17 protein-coding genes and 1 CRISPR repeat array are annotated in these 21,681 nt (G+C 53.0%); of the genes, 5 read left to right on the plus strand and 12 right to left on the minus strand.

Going from position 1 to position 21,681, the window contains the following annotated elements:
- Window positions 1-29: 29 nt before the first annotated feature.
- The 3 genes from LUQ43_RS03880 to LUQ43_RS03890 all read right to left on the minus strand — a co-directional run bounded on the left by LUQ43_RS03880 (window position 30) and on the right by LUQ43_RS03890 (window position 5,118).
- Window positions 30-644, minus strand: coding sequence for a helix-turn-helix domain-containing protein (locus LUQ43_RS03880; protein ID WP_299964004.1), 615 nt, complete (start codon window positions 642-644; stop codon window positions 30-32).
- Window positions 637-3,378, minus strand: a complete 2,742-nt coding sequence (alaS, locus tag LUQ43_RS03885; protein WP_299964006.1) for an alanine--tRNA ligase — start codon at window positions 3,376-3,378, stop codon at window positions 637-639. Before alaS ends, LUQ43_RS03880 begins: the two co-directional genes overlap by 8 nt.
- Window positions 3,379-3,462: 84 nt before the next feature.
- Entirely contained in the window at window positions 3,463-5,118 is a 1,656-nt protein-coding gene (locus LUQ43_RS03890) for a PAS domain-containing sensor histidine kinase (RefSeq protein ID WP_299964007.1), read from the minus strand.
- 151 nt (window positions 5,119-5,269) lie between these two features.
- Between LUQ43_RS03890 and LUQ43_RS03895 the strand changes: the two genes are divergently transcribed.
- Both LUQ43_RS03895 and LUQ43_RS03900 read left to right on the plus strand, forming a co-directional pair.
- Window positions 5,270-6,748 (plus strand): methyl-accepting chemotaxis protein, encoded by a 1,479-nt coding sequence (locus LUQ43_RS03895; protein ID WP_299964009.1) that lies wholly within the window; start codon window positions 5,270-5,272, stop codon window positions 6,746-6,748.
- Between the two features lie 17 nt (window positions 6,749-6,765).
- Window positions 6,766-7,296 (plus strand): chemotaxis protein CheW, encoded by a 531-nt coding sequence (locus tag LUQ43_RS03900; protein ID WP_299964012.1) that lies wholly within the window; start codon window positions 6,766-6,768, stop codon window positions 7,294-7,296.
- 182 nt (window positions 7,297-7,478) lie between these two features.
- Here the strand turns inward: LUQ43_RS03900 and LUQ43_RS03905 are convergent, their stop codons facing one another.
- Window positions 7,479-7,802 carry an SWIM zinc finger family protein gene (locus LUQ43_RS03905; protein ID WP_299964015.1) on the minus strand — a complete coding sequence of 108 codons (324 nt, stop codon included), beginning with the start codon at window positions 7,800-7,802 and terminating at the stop codon, window positions 7,479-7,481.
- Window positions 7,799-8,506 carry a Nif3-like dinuclear metal center hexameric protein gene (locus tag LUQ43_RS03910; RefSeq protein WP_299964018.1) on the minus strand — a complete coding sequence of 236 codons (708 nt, stop codon included), beginning with the start codon at window positions 8,504-8,506 and terminating at the stop codon, window positions 7,799-7,801. The genes LUQ43_RS03905 and LUQ43_RS03910 overlap by 4 nt, the downstream gene beginning before the upstream one ends.
- A gap of 90 nt (window positions 8,507-8,596) precedes the next feature.
- Here LUQ43_RS03910 and LUQ43_RS03915 point away from each other — a divergent pair, with 90 nt between their 5' ends.
- The 3 genes from LUQ43_RS03915 to LUQ43_RS03925 are packed head-to-tail and all read left to right on the plus strand — an operon-like array spanning window position 8,597 to window position 11,198.
- Window positions 8,597-10,105 (plus strand): homocysteine biosynthesis protein, encoded by a 1,509-nt coding sequence (locus LUQ43_RS03915; protein WP_299964020.1) that lies wholly within the window; start codon window positions 8,597-8,599, stop codon window positions 10,103-10,105.
- A complete protein-coding gene (locus LUQ43_RS03920; RefSeq protein ID WP_299964023.1) occupies window positions 10,102-10,488 on the plus strand; it encodes a 4Fe-4S binding protein in 387 nt (128 codons plus the stop codon). Before LUQ43_RS03915 ends, LUQ43_RS03920 begins: the two co-directional genes overlap by 4 nt.
- Window positions 10,485-11,198: a UPF0280 family protein gene (locus tag LUQ43_RS03925; RefSeq protein ID WP_299964058.1), complete on the plus strand. Its 714-nt coding sequence runs from the start codon at window positions 10,485-10,487 to the stop codon at window positions 11,196-11,198. The genes LUQ43_RS03920 and LUQ43_RS03925 overlap by 4 nt, the downstream gene beginning before the upstream one ends.
- Window positions 11,199-11,291: 93 nt before the next feature.
- Window positions 11,292-13,324: a CRISPR direct-repeat array (repeat unit 32 nt; unit sequence ATTTCAATCCACACTCCCGCGAAGGGAGTGAC).
- A gap of 229 nt (window positions 13,325-13,553) precedes the next feature.
- Here LUQ43_RS03925 and cas2 read toward each other — a convergent pair.
- From cas2 to cas3, 7 genes are read right to left on the minus strand one after another with little or no spacing between them, the layout of a single operon-like run.
- A complete protein-coding gene (gene cas2, locus LUQ43_RS03930; protein ID WP_363318479.1) occupies window positions 13,554-13,844 on the minus strand; it encodes a CRISPR-associated endonuclease Cas2 in 291 nt (96 codons plus the stop codon).
- A 10-nt stretch (window positions 13,845-13,854) separates the two neighbouring features.
- On the minus strand, window positions 13,855-14,886 hold the full coding sequence (cas1c, locus tag LUQ43_RS03935) for a type I-C CRISPR-associated endonuclease Cas1c (protein ID WP_299964028.1): 1,032 nt from the start codon (window positions 14,884-14,886) through the stop codon (window positions 13,855-13,857).
- Between the two features lie 51 nt (window positions 14,887-14,937).
- Window positions 14,938-15,624, minus strand: a complete 687-nt coding sequence (gene cas4 / locus LUQ43_RS03940) for a CRISPR-associated protein Cas4 (RefSeq protein ID WP_299964031.1) — start codon at window positions 15,622-15,624, stop codon at window positions 14,938-14,940.
- Window positions 15,621-16,472 (minus strand): type I-C CRISPR-associated protein Cas7/Csd2, encoded by an 852-nt coding sequence (gene cas7c, locus LUQ43_RS03945; RefSeq protein ID WP_299964033.1) that lies wholly within the window; start codon window positions 16,470-16,472, stop codon window positions 15,621-15,623. Before cas7c ends, cas4 begins: the two co-directional genes overlap by 4 nt.
- On the minus strand, window positions 16,469-18,352 hold the full coding sequence (gene cas8c / locus LUQ43_RS03950) for a type I-C CRISPR-associated protein Cas8c/Csd1 (protein WP_299964036.1): 1,884 nt from the start codon (window positions 18,350-18,352) through the stop codon (window positions 16,469-16,471). The genes cas7c and cas8c overlap by 4 nt, the downstream gene beginning before the upstream one ends.
- Complete coding sequence (gene cas5c, locus LUQ43_RS03955) at window positions 18,349-19,014, minus strand: type I-C CRISPR-associated protein Cas5c (RefSeq protein ID WP_299964039.1); 666 nt, start codon at window positions 19,012-19,014, stop codon at window positions 18,349-18,351. The genes cas8c and cas5c overlap by 4 nt, the downstream gene beginning before the upstream one ends.
- An 8-nt stretch (window positions 19,015-19,022) precedes the next feature.
- The gene (gene cas3 / locus LUQ43_RS03960; protein WP_363318480.1) at window positions 19,023-21,224 is read right to left on the minus strand and encodes a CRISPR-associated helicase Cas3'; all 2,202 of its coding nucleotides are present in this window, start codon (window positions 21,222-21,224) and stop codon (window positions 19,023-19,025) included.
- Window positions 21,225-21,681: the final 457 nt, after the last annotated feature.

Genomic DNA, 21,681 nt, shown 5'->3' on the forward strand with positions numbered 1-21,681 from the left:
ATAAAAAGGGGTCCGTCGCCAGGCCGGCATTACTTCTTTTTCCAGAGCCAGGCTTCGTAACAGAGCAGCACAACGATAACGAGCACTCCGCCAAGGAAGAAGGCAATGGCCGGATCCACTGCAGCCGCCGGTGAGGCAAAGGTATCATAACTGGTTTTCAGTACAATGTTGCCAGCCTCGTCTCCAGCTCCGGTTACCGTTGCGGTTGCCGGTGCCATTGTCCGGGAAAAGACCGCTTCGTTTGTGCCCCAGGAAGAGACCAGGGGCAGGAGGGATGAGATCGCAAGCGAGGAGATGGCCACAATCCCGAAGAGGGATGCATATTTCAGCAGCAGGGAGCGGATATCTGACCGGCGCGGGGCAACGATCAGGAGCTGGTTGGTCAGCGAATAGAGTTTTACTTCCCTGCCCTTGACACTGTACTTTGTCTCCTCAACGGAGATTATCCCTGCTTCGAGCAGGTTCTCGACATGGTACTTGGCCGTGTTCATGGGGACCGCGAGCTTGTCTGCGATATCCGTCAGGCTCTTTGGGCCATCGGCAAGCAGGTTGAGGATATCCCCGGCAGTCGGGCTTCCCATTGCTTTGCCGATCTTCTGTGCCCGCTCATCGCCGGGTTCCAGGACAAGGACATTATCAGACATGGAGTGAGGCAAGGATCCGTTCGCGTCCGACTTTCAGTGCCAGGTCAAGCTGGCCGAGCTCCGGCCCGCCGCCCTGGGCCAGGGTAGGTTTCCCGCCACCCTTGCCGCCGAGCAGACTGCAGACCTGCCCGATGATCTCGCCGGCATTCACCCGTGAGTCGCCGGATGCGAGCACCACCCGGGCGGTCTCACCGGCACCGGCGATGAGGGCAATCCCGCCCTTCTCCGCAACGGAACTGGCAATGGCCGAGAGTTCTTTCTGCGGGAGATCGATGCGTTTCACGACAATCGTGATCCCGCCGGCAGTCTCTCCCACCAGGGTTCGCATCTCCAGCTCAACCAGCCGTGCACTCATGCGCTCGACTTCCTTCTTCTGGTCTTTCCATTCGGTGAAGAACCGGGTCACGGTTGCCGGCAGGTTCTCAAACTGGACGGACAGCGTATCCGCAGATGCGGTGACGATCTGCTCCATGTGCTGCATGTAATAGATCGCAGCGATGCCGGCTGCGAACTCGATCCGCTCGATGCCGTCCTGGATGTGCTCGACACGGATGATCTTGATGGACCCGACTTCGCCGGTACTCCGGCAATGGGTCCCGGCACAGGCCTCGATATCGCCCGCAACCTTGACAATCCGGATCTCCCGGCCTGGAGGAACGCCTCCCTGGTAGAGCGAGAAGCCGTACTTCTGCTCGGCTTTTGTCCGGTCTTCAACCGAGATCTCGACCGGCTGGCTCGTCATGATCATCCGATTGGCCGCGATCTCGATCCGGCGGAGTTCATCGGGCGTGATGTGCTTGAAGTGCCGGATATCAACACGGGAACTCTCTGCACCTTTCTGCGCCCCGGCCTGGTGGATATGGGCGCCGAGCACCTCCTTTGTCGCATGGAGGAGGATGTGGGTAGCCGTGTGGTGGCGCATGAGAGACCAGCGCCGCTCCTCGTCAACCATCCCTTTCACCCGATCGCCGCGGCGGAGAACGCCACCGGCGATATGGTGGAGGACGACCTCGCCGACTTTGACGACGCCATCGACACGGACCATGCTCTCGGCGCTGACAAGGGTACCGGTATCAGCCGGCTGGCCGCCGCCTTCGGGATAGAAGAGGGTCTGATCGAGCACGGCATACTCATCGAAGAAATCAAGCACAACCGCCTCGAACTCGATGTCGGATGGCTGCTCGTAATAGAGTTTCTTCGTGGGGGGGAGGGCAGTCACCCGGCCGGTATACTTTGTGGTATTGTCCTCTTCTTTCTCATGCTTCGACTCGGAGTGCATGTCCGCGACAATCGAGTAGAAGTTGTCCGGCAGGTCGACCACCGCGCCCTCTTTTGCCGCGATCTCCTTGACCATCTCGGGCTGGATACCGTGGGAATCGTAGAGGGTCATGATCTCGGCAAGCGGAACGCGCTGGCTCTTGGCCTTGTAGGTCTTGGCCACTTTCTGGACGATCCGCGTTCCGCGTTCGAGCGTTGCTGCGTACTTCTCGGTCTCGCGGTCAATGATCTCCCGGACCACCGAAATATCCTGCTCGAACTTACGGTCGCCGAGGATCTTTGTCTGCTGTTCGATCATGTCGGCAAGCGGTTCTTCGATCTTCAGGTCGTTCATCAGCCGGAGGGTGCGCCGGATGACAAGACGGGCGAGGTAACCTTCGCGGACATTGGAGGGCACGATGCAGTCGCCCAGCATAAAGGCAAGGCACCGCGAGTGGTCGACAATGGCATAGACCTTCTCGACCGGGGTGATCATCTTGTCCAGCTTATCGGGGGAGATGTCAATTGCTGCTGCCACTTTCTTTCTCAGGTTGAAGAGGTTGGTGCCCGAGATATCCATGAGGCCGGCAAATTTCGCGTTGAGGGAAAGGATCTTGGTATACTCCTTGTTGTCAAGCATGTGGTCGAGCCCGGCAGCGTTCATGACATGGCTGACCATCTCCGGGAATACCGCGTCGTAGATAGTGGGAGAGCCTTTCGAGGCCCAGACGAGCCGTTCCAGGCCATAGCCGGTATCGACGATCCGGAGCTTCATCGGGTAATACATCTCGCCCTTGAGATCATAGCCCTGCCCTTCTGTCTTCTGGCGTCCAAGGCTCATGAAGACGAGCGTGGCAACCTCGAGGCCACCCATAAGGACCTCTACGCTGGGGCCGGCATTGCCGCCGCCGATCCACGGGTTCTCCTTGTAGGTAACGTTGTTGATGTCGCCACCGATGGAGGCGAGGAACTGATCGCAGAGCTCGACGGTCCGGTCCTTCCAGTAGATCTCCTCGGTCGGGGTGTTGAAGGCGTGGTGAGCCATCATCTCGAACGTAGTCAGGTGCCGGCCGGATTTTCCCACCGAGTCCAGGTCGTTCAAACGGATGCACGGCTGGGAGATGGTGAGCGGGTTTGCCGGCGGGGGGACGATACCGCTCGTCACGAACGGCTGGAAGTCTGCGATGGACGCGATGGTCAGGTAAATATCGTCGCGCCACCGGGCTGCAACCGGATAGCGTTCCACCCGGGTGTGCCCCTGTTTCTCAAAAAACGAGAGGTATGCCTCACGCATCGTGTCGAGCGTGTGGGGCCGGAAGATCGGATCGCCAATAAAATTATAGGGTTCGCAGGGCGCATCCCCGCAGACCTCCCGCGAGGGATCGCGGGTCCAGAAGGCCGAGCCGCATGCCTTGCAGATCTTGCGGACAAACCCCTGGGTTTTGAAATAATCAAGCTGGTATTCCTCTTCAAGCATGGATTGATCACGTATCGTCAGTACTATTGACTACAAACGCTAATCTAGGTTTTGCTCGAAGCAGTTGTCAAAAGAGACGTGAGACTAGGTTTCCGTGAACCGGTAGGATCCTTTCGGCACGGTCATTTCGAACCGGACACCCCTGTCGGGTGTACCGGTTTCGGCAATTGCAATACCGGTAATAGCGAGGATCTCCCGGGAAAGGAAGAGTTCAAGCCCGGTATCCGCTTCGTACTCCCGGTCAAAGATCTTCTCTTTTTCATCGGCTGGGATACCCCTGCCGTTGTCCTCATACATGAGCACCATGCAATCCGTTCTCTTTGAGGCGGATACCCGGATCCCGGTTACCTTCCCGCCATGCTGGAGCGAGTTGTCGATCAGGTAAGAGAATACTTTTTTTATCAGGGGGTCTGCATAAATCTCAAGACCGCTGGCTTTCACCTGAAGGGACACCGGGCCAAGATCCCGGGTTGCCCGGATCGTCCTGAAGGCATCTGCAATATCAATCCAGTCAGGTGGCTGGACTCCGACGTCCTTGTAATCGCGTGTGAACATAATCCGTTTCGCAATCAGATCGGCAACGGCCTCTTCTTTTTTGAGTATTTCTGCAAATTTGTCAGTGAGTTCCTGTTTTTTCATATACCCGATATATCCCCGGAGGACCGTCAGCTTGTTCAGGATATCATGACGGGTGATGCTGGTCAGCAGCGCGACCTCGTTGCCTGCTCGTTTCAATGCATCTTCTGCCCGCTTCCGTTCGGTGATATCCATAATGGTTGTTGTTACACCGTAATCCGGATTCTTCGGGTCGAACGGGCTCACGCTGAGACTTACATCAATAATCGTGCCATCCTTTCTCTGCATACGGGATTCCAGCATCCCGACACCCTTCTCACCCAGCAAATTGTACAATTCCTGGTTGATACGGGAATACTCATTGTCATCGGGATAGAGGATACGGGTGTTCCGGCCGGTCAGTTCCTTTGCGGTGTATCCGGTAATGTCGCAGAGTGAATTATTCACCTTTTTAAAAACACGATCAACAAGAAGACCGACTCCGACCGGAGTGGCGTCAAGCATACTCCGCAGCACGGCATCGTTCTCGCGGAGCGCCATTTCCGCCCGCTTGTGCTGCTCAACCTCTGTCTGTAACTTTGCGGTTCTTTCCCGGATCCCCTCTTCAAGTTCAAGCTGGTACCGTTTCATCTCCGAGATATCTTCCAGGATGATGCCGACCGCATGGCTGCCGCTTTCGAACACCAGGGGGATCATTTTCATCTTGAAATACCGGTCATCCAGACCGCTCCCGAAATGCACATCATAGGAAACTTCGGTTCCGGCAAGTGCCTGTTCAAGAGATGCAAGATAGTCATCCGAAAACCAGGATGCAAGACAGGAATGCTCGATCTTTTTTCCTTTCAGATCCTCTTTCGTCTGGTTGAAAAAGGTAAGAAACGGTTCGTTTACCTCCTGGATGAACAGGTCGCGGTCGAGAATCAGGATCAGGTCTGATGAAAGACTCAGCAGGTTGATCAACGGGAGGCGCTGCGAGAGATAGAAGATCTTTGCCCGGCCCAGCTCGCGCATCTCAGCCTGCCCGGATATCATCATGGAATTGAGGTACTTTGCTGCGGTAGCCCGGTTGAGTGAGAGCTTTTTTGAGACATCCTCAATAGTGAGTCCTTTTGGATTGTCCTTTAATAAAGACCTGATACGGTTCTGCTCACTTTCCTGACCCATAGTACCTCAATGTGTATCTGAATATATGGGGATTCTCAATATATATCATTGTTGGTAGTTACCAATAACCAATCTTGATAATCATCATTGAGCGATATATTTAAATATTATTTACGTGAATGATGGTATTACAAGATGAATGGTGTTAAAAATGGTAGACTTGAGAACCTATGACATGATTTTTGAAGGAACGCCGCTTGCCCTGTTACTCGTTGACAAGCAACTGAGGAATGTTAAAACAAACAACGAGTTCTGCAAGATGACCGGTGTTCCACGCGATCAGATTCTTGGCATGAAACTGACAGATTTCAAGGACCGGGGTATTATGAAATATCTCAAGGATTCCGGGGAATCCTTTGAAGATGCGGTATCCCAGAAACGCGTTGTTCACGGCAAGTCAACTGTTGAAACCCCGGTCGGAAGGATAGAAGTATCGCGGACCATGCTTCCTCTGCTCGATGAAAAAGGGGATCTTGAGTATGTCTATATCACCTACAATGATATCACAAAGATGACCAAGGTCCATGAGTATATCGCACACGAAGTCGACGAGATGGCCAGGATCTATGGCATCATGGCCAAGGGAGACCTGACTCAAAGGTACACCATCAGCGAACCCGATACCGATACAAAAGAAAACTACGATATCCTGTGCAAGCTCCGGGACGCGGTCCGGGGCATTATCATCAGTCTGGAAACGAACATCAATGACGTCAACAAGCGGATGCAGAACCTGACTACCACGTCCGAGAGTGCCACCCGGAGTGTAGAGGATGCATCCAAGAGCGTGAACCAGATCGCGAAGAATTCCGGCAAAGTCTCCGAGAATGCCCAGAAGGCATCCGAGGGGATCGAGCAGATGGCCAAGGCAATGCAGGACATGAGCGCAGCAGTAGAAGAGATCACCTCGAGCATGGAGAGCGTCTCGTCCCAGGCCAACACTGCCAACAGTTCGGCAAAGAGCGGCGCCATCCTTTCAGACAATGTCAACAAGGACATGACGGAAATCACCCGGTCATCTGAAAATGTGTACGGGATTGTCCTGGATATCGGGAAACAGATGAACGATATCGGCAAGATCATCGTCCTCATCCGCGACCTTGCCAGCCAGACCAACCTGCTTGCCCTCAACGCCGCCATTGAGGCAGCCCGCGCCGGCGAACACGGAAGAGGATTTGCAGTCGTTGCATCGGAGGTCAAGTCGCTGGCTCAGGAATCACGCCAGAGTGCCGAGAAGATCGAGGAAATGATCACGCAGCTCAATATTGCCACCAAGAAAGCAACCGAGGCCATGGAGCTGTCCAAAAACCTTGTCAGTAAAGGTGTAACGGAGTCTTCCCAGGCGCTTGATGCATTCAAGACGATCCAGAAGGCAGTAGAGGCCGTGGCAAACAGCGCATCAGAAGTGGCAGCTGCAACCCAGGAACAGGCAGCAACCACAGAAGAGATCACGGCAAGCACCAGCGAAGTAGCCCACCTTATCGAACAGACTGCAAAGGAGGCTGGGGATTCAGCGGCTGCCACGGAAGAGTCTGCAGCTGCCATCGATGAAATCACCCGTATGATCGAAACCGTGAACGAGGTTGCTGTAGGTGCCATGGAAGCGAACCGTAAGTTCAAGGTGAACTGAACGCGGGAGGTGGAGCCATGAGTGCCAAGGCAAGCGAACCTGTCGCAACCGTAATAGAATCCCCAAGATCCCAAAAGGAGAAGGACTCCATCCAGGTCGTGGAGTTTGTGCTGGGGAACGAAAACTTTGCCATCGATCTCTTCGATGTGAAGGAAGTAGTTGAGTACACGACTATCACAAAACTGCCCAATGTCCCGGCCTATGTCCGGGGCATCATCGATCTCCGCGGCGAGATCACGATGATCATCGATCTCAAGCACCGGATGAACATTACTGAAGAGAGTACCAAGTCGCTTGAGGCATCACGGATCATTGTTCTCGATGACCAGATCGCAAAGTCAAAACTGGGTATTCTTGTCGATGATGTGACATCCGTATCAACATTTGACGCCCCCCAGGTGGATTATACATCATCCGTTAACCAGGAAGACAGCGCCATCATCGGCATTATCAAGCGCAAGGTGAAGGTCAAGGACAAAGAGAAGAATGAACTGATCATCTGGATAGGACTCAAGCGGCTGCTCGCGGATATTGATGCATCAGTTTGAATTGCACGACACCCCAAAAAAGCGGGAATCCTGCCACATCATACATTTTTATCATCTGAAGGTTTTTTATCCCTTCAGGTGACCTCTTTCGGGTATCCCGAGAAGTGATCCGGATTACCTGACTCCACAAAAGATTTTCACAATTCACGTATTCACCGGCATGAATCCCGTGTTTTCCCGGTTCAGTCTTTCAACTGGTCCTGGTACCATCGGTCAACAGGAACAAAGGTGGATGTCGCCAGTGCGATCCGGACTGCGAGCAGGTGCCAGCAGGTCCGGCCCCGGAACATGAAATCACGGCAGGTACAGAAATCATCTTCAACAATATAACGGGAGGTTCTCCCTTCGACAACAAAAAAGTCCAGGTACTTCAGGACCTTGCCGTCATCGATGGCGGCGAGCGCTTTCTTCCCCTTCGCGCTAAACACGGTTTCGATCTCGCGGCGGAGCTCGTCATCGAGAGATTTCTGTTCTGCAAGGTGCTGCCAGAGTACGGTATCGTTCATGGGATAATACGAAGGACTGGGGTGTCGTCGATATACTGCCAGCCGCGCCGGGCCGCGAGCCTCTTCATGGCGGGTGCTTCAAGGGCATAGTGCGTGGCCTCGATACAGGGTAGCGGGGCGGAGCGGTATACTGAATGTTTGAGCTCGGCAGAGAGGAACGCATCGGCACCACCGGCTTTTGCTTCGGCAAGGAGCTCATCATCAAAGCCGCTGCCGGCAATAATCGCAAGCCGGTTCACTGATGTGAGATCTCCCCAGATACGCAGGGGGCAGCCAAGCCGCCGGGCGATCTCTTCAGGCGATATAGTACACGTTCCGATCATCCCCAGCGTAAGCGGGATTCTCTCTTCAAGCGAGAGGAGTTCTGCGAGCGCATCGTTCACGCCCTCTGCTGCATGGTCGTAATTGGTATGCATAACCCAGATATTCATGCGGGCGGAGAGCACATCACGCATGAGGGAGGCAAGGTTTCCGGTCAATGAGGTCACCGGGGTCCAGATGGGTGGGTGATGGACAACCAGCATGCCGGCGCCCAGCCGGATCGCTTCCCGCACCACGGCCGGGGTCGCGTCAAGGGCACAACAGACAGTTTCAAACGCCGGGTCTCCTTCCACGATCAGGCCGATCTTACCGGCATCGAAATCCTCCGCAAGTTCCGGGGGGGCCAGCCGTTCCATCTCGTACGTGAAGGTCTGCACATCCATACAGGATCATCGCTCTTTGGGATTAAATAGCATTTATTACCCAAAGTAATAACAATTGCCTTAAATATTCGGAAAACGGAATATCCGGTCATGGAGAAGACAATCGGCCAGATCAATGAACGCATCCGCGAGGGCAGTGCCCGGGTCGTCACCGCGGAGGAGATGCCCGGCATCGTTGCCGAACTCGGGGAGAATGGGGCACTCAGGGAGGTTGACGTTGTGACAACGGGGACCTTCGGGGCCATGTGCTCGTCCGGCGCGTTCCTCAACTTCGGCCACGCCGAACCCCCCATCCGGATGGAGCGGATCTGGCTGAACAATGTCGAAGCCTATGGCGGGCTTGCAGCCGTGGACACGTACATCGGCGCCACCCAGCAGTCCGATACGCAGGAATCGGAATATGGCGGGGCACACGTGATCGAGGATCTCGTTGCCGGGAAATCCGTGGAACTCCGGGCCAGTTCCCGCGGCACGGACTGTTACCCGCGCCGGACCATCACCACCGATCTCCTGCTCGAAAACCTCAACCAGGCGATCATGTGCAACCCGCGCAACGCCTACCAGCGCTACAACGCCGCAACCAATACGACGGATCGGACCCTTCACACGTATATGGGGACGCTCCTGCCCGGCAACGGCAATGTCACGTTCTCGGGAGCCGGGCTCCTGAACCCGATATCGAACGACCCGAAACTCCGGCTCATCGGCAGCGGCGTGCCGATCTTCCTGTGCGGGGCGCCGGGTATGGTGATTGGGGAAGGTACCCAGCACTCGCCGGCAGGTGGCTTTGGCACGCTGATGGTGACGGGAAACATGAAGCAGATGTCCCAGGATTACCTCCGGGCTGCGACCATGACCGGGTATGGTGTTACCCTCTATGTCGGCCTCGGCATCCCCCTGCCGGTACTCGACCTCGATGTTGTCCGGGCAACCGCTGTCCGCGACGAGGACATATCGGTCGATATTCTCGACTATAGTGTGCCAAGCCGGTCCCGCCCGACCATCCGGTCGGCCACCTACGCAGAACTCCGCAGCGGATCGGTCGAGATCCATGGCGAGGAGGTACGGACGTCCTCGCTCTCCAGCTTCCGCGGGGCAAGGAAGGTTGCAGCAGAACTGAAGGCATGGGTAGAGAAAGGCACCATGGAACTCGCGCTCCCGACGCGGCTTATCGACGCAACCCGCCAGGCAAAACCCATGCACCAGACCAAGAAAGGTGCCCGCGTGCTGGACATCATGGACCGCTCCGTTATCACGATTGGTGAGACAGAAGATATCCGGACTGCGGCGAAAAAACTTCTCAAGGGTGAGACCAACCACCTGCCCGTGGTCAACGGACAGGGTGTGCTGGTCGGTATTGTCACCACGTTCGATGTCTCGAAAGCCGTGGCGAACCCCGGCAAGGCCCACCTGGTAAAGGATATCATGAAGACCAAAGTGATCACGGCCGCACCGGACGAGGCGGTCGATATCGCTATCCAGAAACTGGAGCAGAACAATATCAGCGCCCTGCCGGTTGTTGACAAGCAGCAGCACGTCATTGCGCTCCTCACGGCCATGGACTTAGGGAAACTCTTCGGCGGGAGGTGGCTGAAATGAAACTCCTTGTCACCTTCTCGCGGGGCAAGGGCCGGAAGCCGGTCATTGCACAGGTTGTCAAGGACACGGGCGTGCTTATCAACGTGGAGCGGGCGAACATCGACTCCTCCGAAGGCGAGGCACTTATCGATGTTCCCGACGACCAGTGCCGGCTTGTCCGCGACTCGATGACCAGCCTCGGGGCTGACGTCCGTATCCTCGATCATGGCGTTACGTTCAACGAGAGCGAGTGCGTGGACTGCGGGGCATGCATCAGCGTCTGTCCCCGCGAGGTCTTCTCGTTCGATCCGGACTGGAAACTCCGGCTCGATGAAGAGAAGTGCATCCTCTGCGGGAAGTGCATCGATGCCTGCCCGCACCGGGCGCTGACCCTGCCGCTATGATCCGGGTGCCGTTCCGGTTCCGCGAGACGATCGCAACGATCCTTGCGGACGACCCGGCGCACGTTGAGGCTGCGAAATCGGGGATCCTTGCGGCCCGCCAGGAGCTGGAGGCCTACATAGCCCGCGATCCTTTTTTTGCCGCAACATTCGATCCTTACTCGCCCGATTCAGATGACCGGGTGATCGTCCGGATGGCCGATGCAACACGGAAGGCCGGGGTCGGGCCGATGGCTGCGGTTGCCGGTGCAATTGCATGGGCGGGCATAGAAGCAATGCAGGAAGCCGGCGCATCATTTGGCGTGATCGACAATGGCGGTGACATTGCGCTCATCGCCGACCGGCCGGTCCGGGTCGGCGTCCATGCCGGGGAGGCGGCCCTCTCCAACCGGATCGCGTTTGTCGTGCCCCCGCAGGATCGGGTGCTCGGCATCTGCACGTCTTCGGCCACGGTCGGGCCATCCATCTCGTTTGGCATTGCGGATGCCGTTACGATCTTCTCGCACGATGTTGCGCTGGCCGATGCATGGGCGACCTCGGTCTGCAATCAGATCCGTCCGGATGACCGGTCGGTACTCGACCGGATCGATCCTTCAGAAGTCAGCGGCGTGTTTGCCATCATGGGGGATGAGACCGTGGAATGGGGAGAACTTCCCCCGCTCTTCGGGGCCGTGGTGGACGAGCAGCTGATCAGTGCCGGGGACCGGCAGTGAACGGGAAAAATTCAGCCGGACGGTTAAGACAAAAAATAATTTCGCATCGATTAATAATTCACGGATGACTTTGTTGAGTCGGATGTTGAATTCATTTCAATCAACACATGCCCGTTAAGGGTGTGATAATAGTTTTCCCAAATTCCCTCCTCATGGATATGATTTCAATCCACACTCCCGCAAAGGGAGTGACTCGTTAGGTACTTTGTGGCGTATCCCGCTGGGTTATTTCAATCCACACTCCCACGAAGAGAGTGACTGCCTTGAGAATGACGTGGTCGATCGATGGATAATATTTCCTGATGTCATTTCAATCCACACTCCCGCGAAGGGAGTGACAATGGGTCGCGGCCTGAATGACTTCTGGAGAACCATTTCAATCCACACTCCCGCGAAGGGAGTGACCCAGTTTGCAGGCTGCCTTGATCTCCTTGTCAATATTTCAATCCACACTCCCACGAAGAGAGTGACTGCCTTGAGAATGACGTGGTCGATCGATGGATAATATTTCCTGATGTCATTTCAATCCACACTCCCGCGAAGGGAGTGACCCGGTTGGACAAGATGAAAGCCGCTGCGAATCCATTTCAATCCACACTCCCGCGAAGGGAGTGACGGACCAGGTAAGCCAAGGAACTCTTGATCCTGCATTTCAATCCACACTCCCGCGAAGGGAGTGACACCACCCTAGTCCGATCTGCATGAGAGCGAGTTATTTCAATCCACACTCCCGCGAAGGGAGTGACGTTCGCTCCAGTCCTCATGATTTTTCCATGCAACATTTCAATCCACACTCCCGCGAAGGGAGTGACGACTTCGTGAGCGTTGCTCTCTTTGTCGAGTATATTTCAATCCACACTCCCGCGAAGGGAGTGACCACCCATCAGGTCCTTGGCTTTGAGACCTCCTGATTTCAATCCACACTCCCGCGAAGGGAGTGACCAGAAGCCAGTAACAGCACGATATCAAACATCCTATTTCAATCCACACTCCCGCGAAGGGAGTGACTCGATGTAGCGCTGCACCGCATGAGGGGAGATATTTCAATCCACACTCCCGCGAAGGGAGTGACTGGATCTGTAAGAAAGGAGGCGCGTGATGTCGAGGATTTCAATCCACACTCCCGCGAAGGGAGTGACATGCGAACAGTGCCAGGGACTCGGGAAAGGCGGATTTCAATCCACACTCCCGCGAAGGGAGTGACGAACCCGGTAAACAGGGATCCCACGGAGATTGCATTTCAATCCACACTCCCGCGAAGGGAGTGACGTCATGTCTATTCCATGACCTTTGGTAAGGCAAAAATTTCAATCCACACTCCCGCGAAGGGAGTGACTTCGGCGGCGATATCGCCCCCCCCTACTCCGGAATTTCAATCCACACTCCCGCGAAGGGAGTGACCCTCAGGGGGGTACAAGCGCATGACGTCCGGAATATTTCAATCCACACTCCCGCGAAGGGAGTGACTCTCGTAAATTACCCAATCATCATCAGCAGATATTATTTCAATCCACACTCCCGCGAAGGGAGTGACGCGATCTTTGCCTTAATGAGATCTATCTTGGTGTTATTTCAATCCACACTCCCGCGAAGGGAGTGACGAGTGAGCCGCCAGATCTTTCCCTCACGGTACTGATTTCAATCCACACTCCCGCGAAGGGAGTGACCTGATAAGTACCGACACACCCACAAAACACCCGGATTTCAATCCACACTCCCGCGAAGGGAGTGACGGTTTGTCGATGCCCCTAAAATTGTGGGCAACAATATTTCAATCCACACTCCCGCGAAGGGAGTGACCGGCTCACTTACTGGATGCAACCGGCGAGATTTATTTCAATCCACACTCCCGCGAAGGGAGTGACAGTAGTGCAAGCATGGCAGGAGGGGGGATGATATATTTCAATCCACACTCCCGCGAAGGGAGTGACATGGCAGCGGAACTCTGATTGTTCCGAGTTGCTATTTCAATCCACACTCCCGCGAAGGGAGTGACCTTGCAGCGATCTTCACGGAGGCCGGCCACTATATTTCAATCCACACTCCCGCGAAGGGAGTGACGGACGGCAGGAAAGGCCCCATTATCAAGGAACTATTTCAATCCACACTCCCGCGAAGGGAGTGACTGCAAATAACCAGATTCGCGGTTGTAGAGAAATAATTGATCCTGTTGCAGAAAATGAAAAATCAACAGGAAATTATCATACGATTCATCGGCATTTTTTGTTCGTAAGATCCCGGTTTTTCTACTCGATTTTTAAAAATTCCAGAAAAAAAACAAAAAACTAAATAGCGGAATCCATTTTTCTCAGCGAAGGTATCGGGAAAACAATGGTAACTGAGGGTTCGCACCCATCAGGTTACTAGTAATCCTTCAGGATCATATCCCGTCTTATTTCCGAAGTGCTCGACCCGGTTCTGCCAGTTGGCCCCAAGGTAATAAAACCGGATGCTGTCGCGTTCGTTATCCATAATACCGCACAGCGAATTTCTAAGTTTTGCAAACTGGGTCGGATCGACAAGACATTCAAACACTGAATTCTGTACCCGCTGGCCATAATTCACGCACTGGCGTGCAACCTGCCGAAGCCTTCGCCTTCCCTCTAGAGTTTCTGTGTTCACATCGTAAGTCACAAGAACCATCATTGCCAACACCTCAATTCATAAAAAACGGCGGGTATCCGTCGATATCTCCTCGCAGAAACCGGGCCATCAACATAGATTGGACATAGGGAAGGAGGCCGATTGCAATCTTCTCGTTGAGGTACGGATGCGTGATCTCATCCAGTTTCCGTTTCTGCCAGGCCCCGAGCACTTCCTTGCGTCCCTTATCAGTTAATAGGATCCCGCCACCCTCTTTTTTCAGGAAATCCTGACCGGACACCTGTTGTAAATTTACCAGATTCAGCGCGAGCCGGTCCGCGATGAACGGCCGGAGTTCTTCCATCATATCCAGTGCAAGGCTCGCCCGCCCGGGCCTGTCGGTGTGGAAGAAACCTACATAGGGATCGAGTCCAACCGTTTCCAGCGCAGATTCAACATCATGCGCAAGAAGCGTATACAGAAACGAGAGCAGGGCATTCATGTTGTCGCGGGGAGGCCGGCGATTTCTCTCATGAAAGAAAAAATCGTTCTTCTGCTTGAGGATCAGCTCATCAAACACATCAAAATAAAACTTCGCGCAGTTCCCTTCAATGCCCCGCAGTGCATCCGCATTGGAGCAGTCATCGATCTTTGTCAGGTTCTCGATGATGAGAGTATCCGCATGCCGGATCGTTTCGCACCGGATTGCATCGCCATGATCGCGGATTCCCCGCCCAAGTACCGTCCGGCAGTTCACGATCTTTGCTGCAATGAAACACTTTGCAATATCCAGTGATGATGCAGGAGAATCTGCAACGCGGTACTGGGTGCGCCTCAGCAGGACATTGCCCCGGACCCGCCCGTTCACCCGCCCGAGAAACCTTCCGTGGGGTGTGAGGAATGAGAGCCCGACATTGTTGTCTGAGCACAACTGCATCAGGTTCGGGGTTGCACCCATGTAACCGAAACAGACAATCCCTTCAATGTTGTGGATGGGAATCCGGAACTTTTCCTCAGAACCGATCTTTACAATTACATTCTCTCCGTCCCGGTGGAGATACGATTCGGGGGTTGTTACGTAGAGGGTGTTGAGCAATTTTCTCATGATGTTGTTCCTGACTGGATGGATTGCATTCTCCGTTATGCTGACATGGTTTCACTCGTCAAGAGCGCACGCCTCGCTGATATGTTTCCCGATATAATTACGGACGGGACTTTTCTTTTTCGTCAGTTTCGGGATACAGACATCAACAAGCGAACACAGGGAGCAGTTCTTCCCGCTCTCTGCTTCCGGAGTAATTCCGTCCCGGAAAACCCTGTGCATCTCATTGGCCAGCGTTGAGACAAGTGTCCGCAGCGCATCGGTAATTTTCAGGCACTGCCTCCTGCGGATCTCGTTGTAATAGAAATCAGCCTCGCCAATCTGTACTCCGAACATCTCTTCGAGGCACATGACCTGTGCACACAGCTGGACCTCGTCGCGCTCGTCGATCTTCGGTTTTCCCCGTTTGTACTCCACGGGTTTCATCAGCCACAGCCCTTCATGATCGGGAATCGCGATTCCGTTATCAGATCGGGTGTACTCGATCACATCGGCAATACCGGTAAGTCCGAGGGTGTACGAGACAAGGGGATATGCACGGGAGATGACAACATCTCCGCGTGACTCGTTGAAGAAGGGATCATCGACCCGTTCATGGACAAAACGCCCTTCCTGCGTGCGGAGATTTTCCTGCCACTGCTGTTCGACATGGATCAGCGCCCACTGCCGCTTGCAGAAACAAAAATGCTGGATACCGGATAACGAAAGCAGCTCGTCATCGGTATACCGGGGGCCACTCATAACTTTTCGATAACCTCGACTCCCTTGGGAACATCTTTTGCTACCGTGACTTTGTAATCCGCAAACGAACGCGGCGGAAGATCTTTGGACAACCGTTCGACTTTGATCTTGTCGAACAGGATATGCGACTGGCAGCACCCGAGTTCGCTGTCATGCTTGAAGACGATCAGTTTCCTTGCGGACATTTTTCCTCTCGCAGCGGAATGGTCGTGCTCGAACATGTTGACCAGACTTTCCCAGAGCAGGGCGAGATCTTCTTCGGAGAAGCCGGTTGTTTTCTTTGCGAGATTCGCAGATACATAACCCTCAACACGGTACAGGCCGTAGGGGACAATCTGTTTCTTGCCCATTGTCTGGCCTTTCTCGGCATCCTTCGCATTTGCCACGGCCTGCCTTGTAATTGTTACTTCCTGCTGGAAGATCGGGTCCTGGCTTCGGGCAAAATTTAGCTGGACCGGGCCACGGACCTGGCCGCAGTTCACTTCAGTAGCCATAACTGCACCGAAAGCGCGAATGTCGAAGAAATGATCGCACATGAATTTCGTCAGTTCGTAATCCTTGGGTTTCTTCGAGTCGGGCTTCCTCTTGAGGGCAGCATATGCTTTCGTGTGCTGTTCGTTGAGAACAACACCGTCTTTCACATAGATGTCGTAGCCCTCTTTCCCTTCTTTTACCATGTCAACATAATCCCGGATCTTCCGCTTGAGGCAGACATCGGTCACGATACCGTAGCCGGTCTGGGGATCGACCCGGGGCATGTTTCCCATATCGGGATCGCCATTCGGGTTCCCGTTCTCGACATCGAATAACAATACAAATTCATACCGGTTCTTGATTGGTTCGCTCATTGTTCTCCCTCCTTCTTTTCATCGCTTGTCTCTTTCTTCTTGAAAAACGCCTTTTTCTGGTGATAGTACCCGAGCATGAACATTCCTTGCTCTTCCTGGTTCAGGTATGCCGGGAATTTATCAACGCCATCAAGCACTTCTTCGATCCACTGGTTCGATTTGAAGCCCCAGTCAGATTTGGCAATGTGATGCTGCGCCAGTTTCAGCAGGATCGGGAACACAACGGACGGTGTTGTCGATGCACTGCTGAAGTACTTGCTCGTGATCGTGCTCTTCAGTTCCTTGTTCGTATCGCTCTGCGCTTTCTCCAGTACCGCAAACAATCTTCCGAGGCGGTACGGAACACTTGTGCTCTCTTCGTTCAGACTCACGGTAATCATATCCTCTTCATGTTTTCCTCTGGTTCGTGCAAGACGGATCAGGCAGGCCTTGATGAATCCGGCCCGGGCATAATTGATCGATCGTTCGACTTTCACCCGGTTCAGGATCGCGTTGTACATCGGTACCGGGTAGGGTGTGTTCTCAAGAATCGAACGCATCAGGAGTCCCCCGAGAAGGGGCGATGATGCATTGTCACTGGAATTCTGGGGGACGGTCTGTTTCAGGAGCCAGTACACGGAGATAAATTGCGGCCCGCGATCATCCCGTTCGATCTCCATATCGAGATGGTGGCGTGCAACACGGACGATAAAATTCCCGAAACTGTCCTCGTACCAGAAACGGACTGCAAGACGGGCATTGTTCGGTGCCAGACCAAGAATGTAGAATTTTGTTTTGTCCGGATCCACGCCAAGATCTTTTTCTTCCAGGTGCTGCCCGGTCCGGACTTTCTGGAGGATATCGCTGACCAATTGGCGGGTCTGGAGATCCTGTTTCTTTATCCCGTCTTTGCTCTCGACCTCGCCGGATTCTTCCGGTTCATCAACAGGATCGATGAAGAAATGGGCAAGGTTCTCGCAGGTTTTCTTGGTAGTCTCAGCCCAAAAGACCGTTGAGGTGTCACCGATCTGGATCCGGTTCTTGCTCTCCCGTTCGAGCAGGTAGTTCAGTGCAGTGGTGTACTTGAACATCGCCGATTCACTGATCGGGGCGTTGAAACTCTGTTCTTTGTTATAGGAACAGAATGCAGGATCATTGAACCCAACTAACGTGGCCCCTGCCGATTGAGCACCATACACGCCTTTGATTTTTTGGTGGACCCGTGCGATAGGTTCCTTTTTACCGCTGACAAGACTTTGTGCAATCTCCGCTGTTCCTTCTGATGAAGAACGGATGTAATATGAATCCCACAATTGCCGAACTGCCGGGGTTTGATGGAGGTAGATGCCGCCGATATCGAATACGAAAAATCCCCCTGCAAGAATCTCATCCTTGTATTCGGAAATTTTGGAATTCTTCAGGGAGTTCTCCGGATTCCATCCATCAAGGAATTTCAGAAACGATACTATCCCGGCATCTGTTGCAGAATCAAGGAGTGAATGATGAAGAGTCCTGAACTGCTCATAACATTCACGGGACCGCTTTGATACAACGATCTTTTCTTTTTCAGTCTCTTCCAGAATTGTCAGGAACTCTTCTGAAGAAAACCCTTTTTTCGGATCTTCCTTTATTTTTTCAATACCAAAGATGTATTTTGCATTATCACAGGCAAAATACGGAGTAACAGATACAGCCCGGGATTTTTGATACGGGACTTCCATCATTTTAGGCTGCTTTTTCTTTCCATCAGTACGGAGATCTAGAATGTTGGTAAGATTTCCATCCTTTGAAATGACCAGCGCAAACGAAACTTTTGCGGGGCTGTAACCGGTCTTGGGAATTTTGACAGAATCATCCGCCGCAAGAATATCATAATACCGGGCGAGGGATTGAACGATCACGAGTGGACACCCCCCTTGAGGCACTTCTGCACATCGATCACGCCATCGTTCATCTCCGCCCGGAAGAAGACCGGGTTCATGTTGTCGGCAAAGTCAATGTCCCAGAGCATGAGCCCGAGATCTTTTTTCCCTTTCAAATCCGATGCGGGGATTTCTCCTTCAACAAACTCGAACTGAACGGGGAACTCGCGGCACCCGAAGTAAGGGTGGTGGAAACACTGACCTTTCCGCATCCTGCGGAGGGCAATGTTGTAATGCTTCTCAATGGTATCATCGGGCCCTTTTTTGTCGGTCATGTTGAAGTGGGCTTCAATGTAATACTCGACATCCCGGAGAACCATTGATGCCCGCTGAACCCGTTCATCGTTTGAATCCTTGAAGAGAACCGCCTCTTTCCCTGAAAAAGCAGTTTTCACTTGGGCAAGCGGAATCTTTCCCAGCACCTCGTTCCTTCGGATGTTGTCGAATTTCACCTGCTTCATCACATGAATCCGGTCAATCTCCCACGTTATCGCAGGCTTCCAGTAAATCGCTTCAAGAATTCCCCGGGCAGCCGAAGGCGTCATCACATCGTAGCTGACCCGCTCGACTTTCATCTCGGGACGCGTGAAACAGGCGTAGTCGCCCCAGACTTTGAGTTTAATACCAAATCCGATATTCACCACCTCCTTTAAGTAATCAACAATGATCCATCGTAACCGGTATACTGCCGGAGTTTCAATCCTGTTTCATCGGAATAATCCTCACAGGATCGCAATACATAAAACCGGTCGCCAACCGTTTCAATCAGGTTCATCCGTTCCATATTCCGGAATTCATTGGGATAGATGCTGACCGAATACCCCTGGAGTTCCCGTACGAATTTCCAGGGAAATTCTGCTGCATGTAATTCTGCAATCGTTTCCGTGGCGTGTTTGCCATAGGGTATGATCAGGTCTTTAGTCCCCTCCTTGATTATCTGAAATTCATCCGCGATATCCTCAAACGGGAATGCAAGTTCACCAGACCGCTCTTCGAGCTGGCGCAGGATTTTTTTCTCGTCCAGTCCGTCATCTCCCTTGTAGTGATATAAACGCCGGAAGTAATCCGCTACGGTCGGGAGCGAGAGCGGGTCATTAGATCCCGCAAGAGTCATCTCGCCAATCTCTGCAACGAGACTCTGCCATGAGGTTGCCTTTCCGTAAGATTCCGTTGATTTGAAAATGTAGACCTCTCCTTTCTCTGGCAATTTCCCTTCACGGTTGCACCTGCCGGCAGCCTGTGCAACCGAATCGATACCGGTCATGGTCCGGTACACAACCGGGAAATCGATATCCACACCGGCCTCGATCAGCTGCGTTGAGATGACCCGGCAGTCTTTGCCCTCGCGAAGCCGGGTCTTGATCTCTGCGATCTTTTTCCTGCGATGGACCGGGCACATCCGTGCGCTCAAATGGTAGCAGTTACCGTCCTTTCTGATTGCATCGTACAGTTTCTTTGCATGGTTTCGTGTATTCACAATACAGAGAACCTGCCGGTGACCGGTCAGCCGGGCAGAAAGTTCCGCATCGCTGAGCGGGCCGAGATTTGTTACCTTCACCCGCTGGAAGGTTTCATACAATTGATCCGGGGACTGCATGATCTCCCGGGGCCGGACCCTCTCGTCAAGCAGATCGCCCAGTCGCGGTTGTGTTGCGGTACAAATCACGACCGTTGCGCCAAAGTTGCGTACAAGTTCCGACAAGGCAGCAAGACAGGGAAGCAGGTACCCGGTCGGGAGCATCTGCGCCTCATCAAGAATGATTACGCTCTTTGCAAGGTTATGCAGTTTCCGGCAGCGGGATCTCTTGTTAGAGAAGAGCGAATCAAAGAACTGGACATTGGTCGTGACAACGATTGGCATATCCCAGTTCTCGGTTGCAAGCCGGAGAGATTCTTTTCCCGTATCCAAGTCTCCGGTATCAACCGTTGCCGGATCAAAATTGCAATGATGCTCCAGCACATTCTGCCACCCGAAAATGTCCCGGAAAACATCGGCATTCTGTTCGATGATACTGGTATACGGGATGACGTAAAAGATCCGTTTGAGATTATTCTTCTTAACGTGTTCAAGCGCAAATGCCATTGAGGATAGGGTCTTCCCTCCACCGGTCGGAACGGTCAGGCTGAAAATTCCGGGTGGAAACGAGCCGGCCTGAACGCACTGCTCGAAAATATTTTTCCGCTTGCGGTTGATGAGCGAATCTTCCGCACCGGAATTAATTTTCTGCATGTGGGTTTCGAATTTCTTATTCAGGATCTCAAACGATTCGTAGTTCCCACGTGATGATGATTTTTCAGGAGAACAGAATTTTTCTGTGTCGAGTGAATCTGCATCCACAAGACATGAGTAGAGCATCCGCGTGAAGAAGGAAATACAAAAACCGGTCTTGTTGGGAAACGGGTGTAACTTGAGCGGACCTACGTTTTGGGTGTTAAAAGAAATCTCATGGTGGTACGCTGAATAATCCGGTAATTTTTCTTTTCGCAGCCGCTCGCAGAGTCCCGCTTCAGCACTGCCGTAATTTAACAAACCTCCATGATGGCCGGCAACAATGTATGCAAACAACAACCCGGCAGCGCTCTGTTTCTCTTTAAATAATCGTATTGCTTCAATCGTACCGGCCGTTGAGTGATCGACATGATTTTTTTCACCTTCAAGCCGCTTCTGGAACTCTGCAGAATATTTCCCAAGATCATGCAAGAGGCCACTGGTGTATGCCAGATCCCCAGCGTTAAAATCGTTCGCAAAATTCTGGGAACATGTTGCTACATTTGTCAGATGATCTTTAAGCGCCTGCCATTCAGATTTATCGGAGTTGCTTGTTGAGTGAGCGTAAAACATGTAATTCATCGTCGTATTATATCCAGCAAATCATTCGGGATTCTTTATGGATCCGAATTATAATGCACCACACCTTAAATCTGCTGATTCGTGGTGTGAAAGTGTCGAAAATAGTTTGTAAAAATAAATCGATGATGGTCCGGTTTCATAAATGACACAGTCTGTTCACAAAATGGATCCAAAAATCTCCAAATTCTTACCACATTCTATCAGACTCATCCTTCAATAAAATTTAATCAATAAAAGGCCCAGATCCGGACTCCATACACCTGGCACACATGGGCAAATTCCCCAGTATTCCGTTAACCCGAAACACGGTTTTCCGGGATTCTCCGTCGGAGAGATCACAATCTCCGTCGGAGAGATCACAATCTCCGTCGGAGAGATCACAATCTCCGTCGGAGAGATCACAATCTCCGTCGGAGAGATCACAATCTCCGTCGGAGAGATCACAATCTCCGTCGGA

The organism is Methanoregula sp. (genome assembly GCF_028679125.1).
Classification (GTDB): Archaea; Halobacteriota; Methanomicrobia; order Methanomicrobiales; family Methanospirillaceae; genus Methanoregula.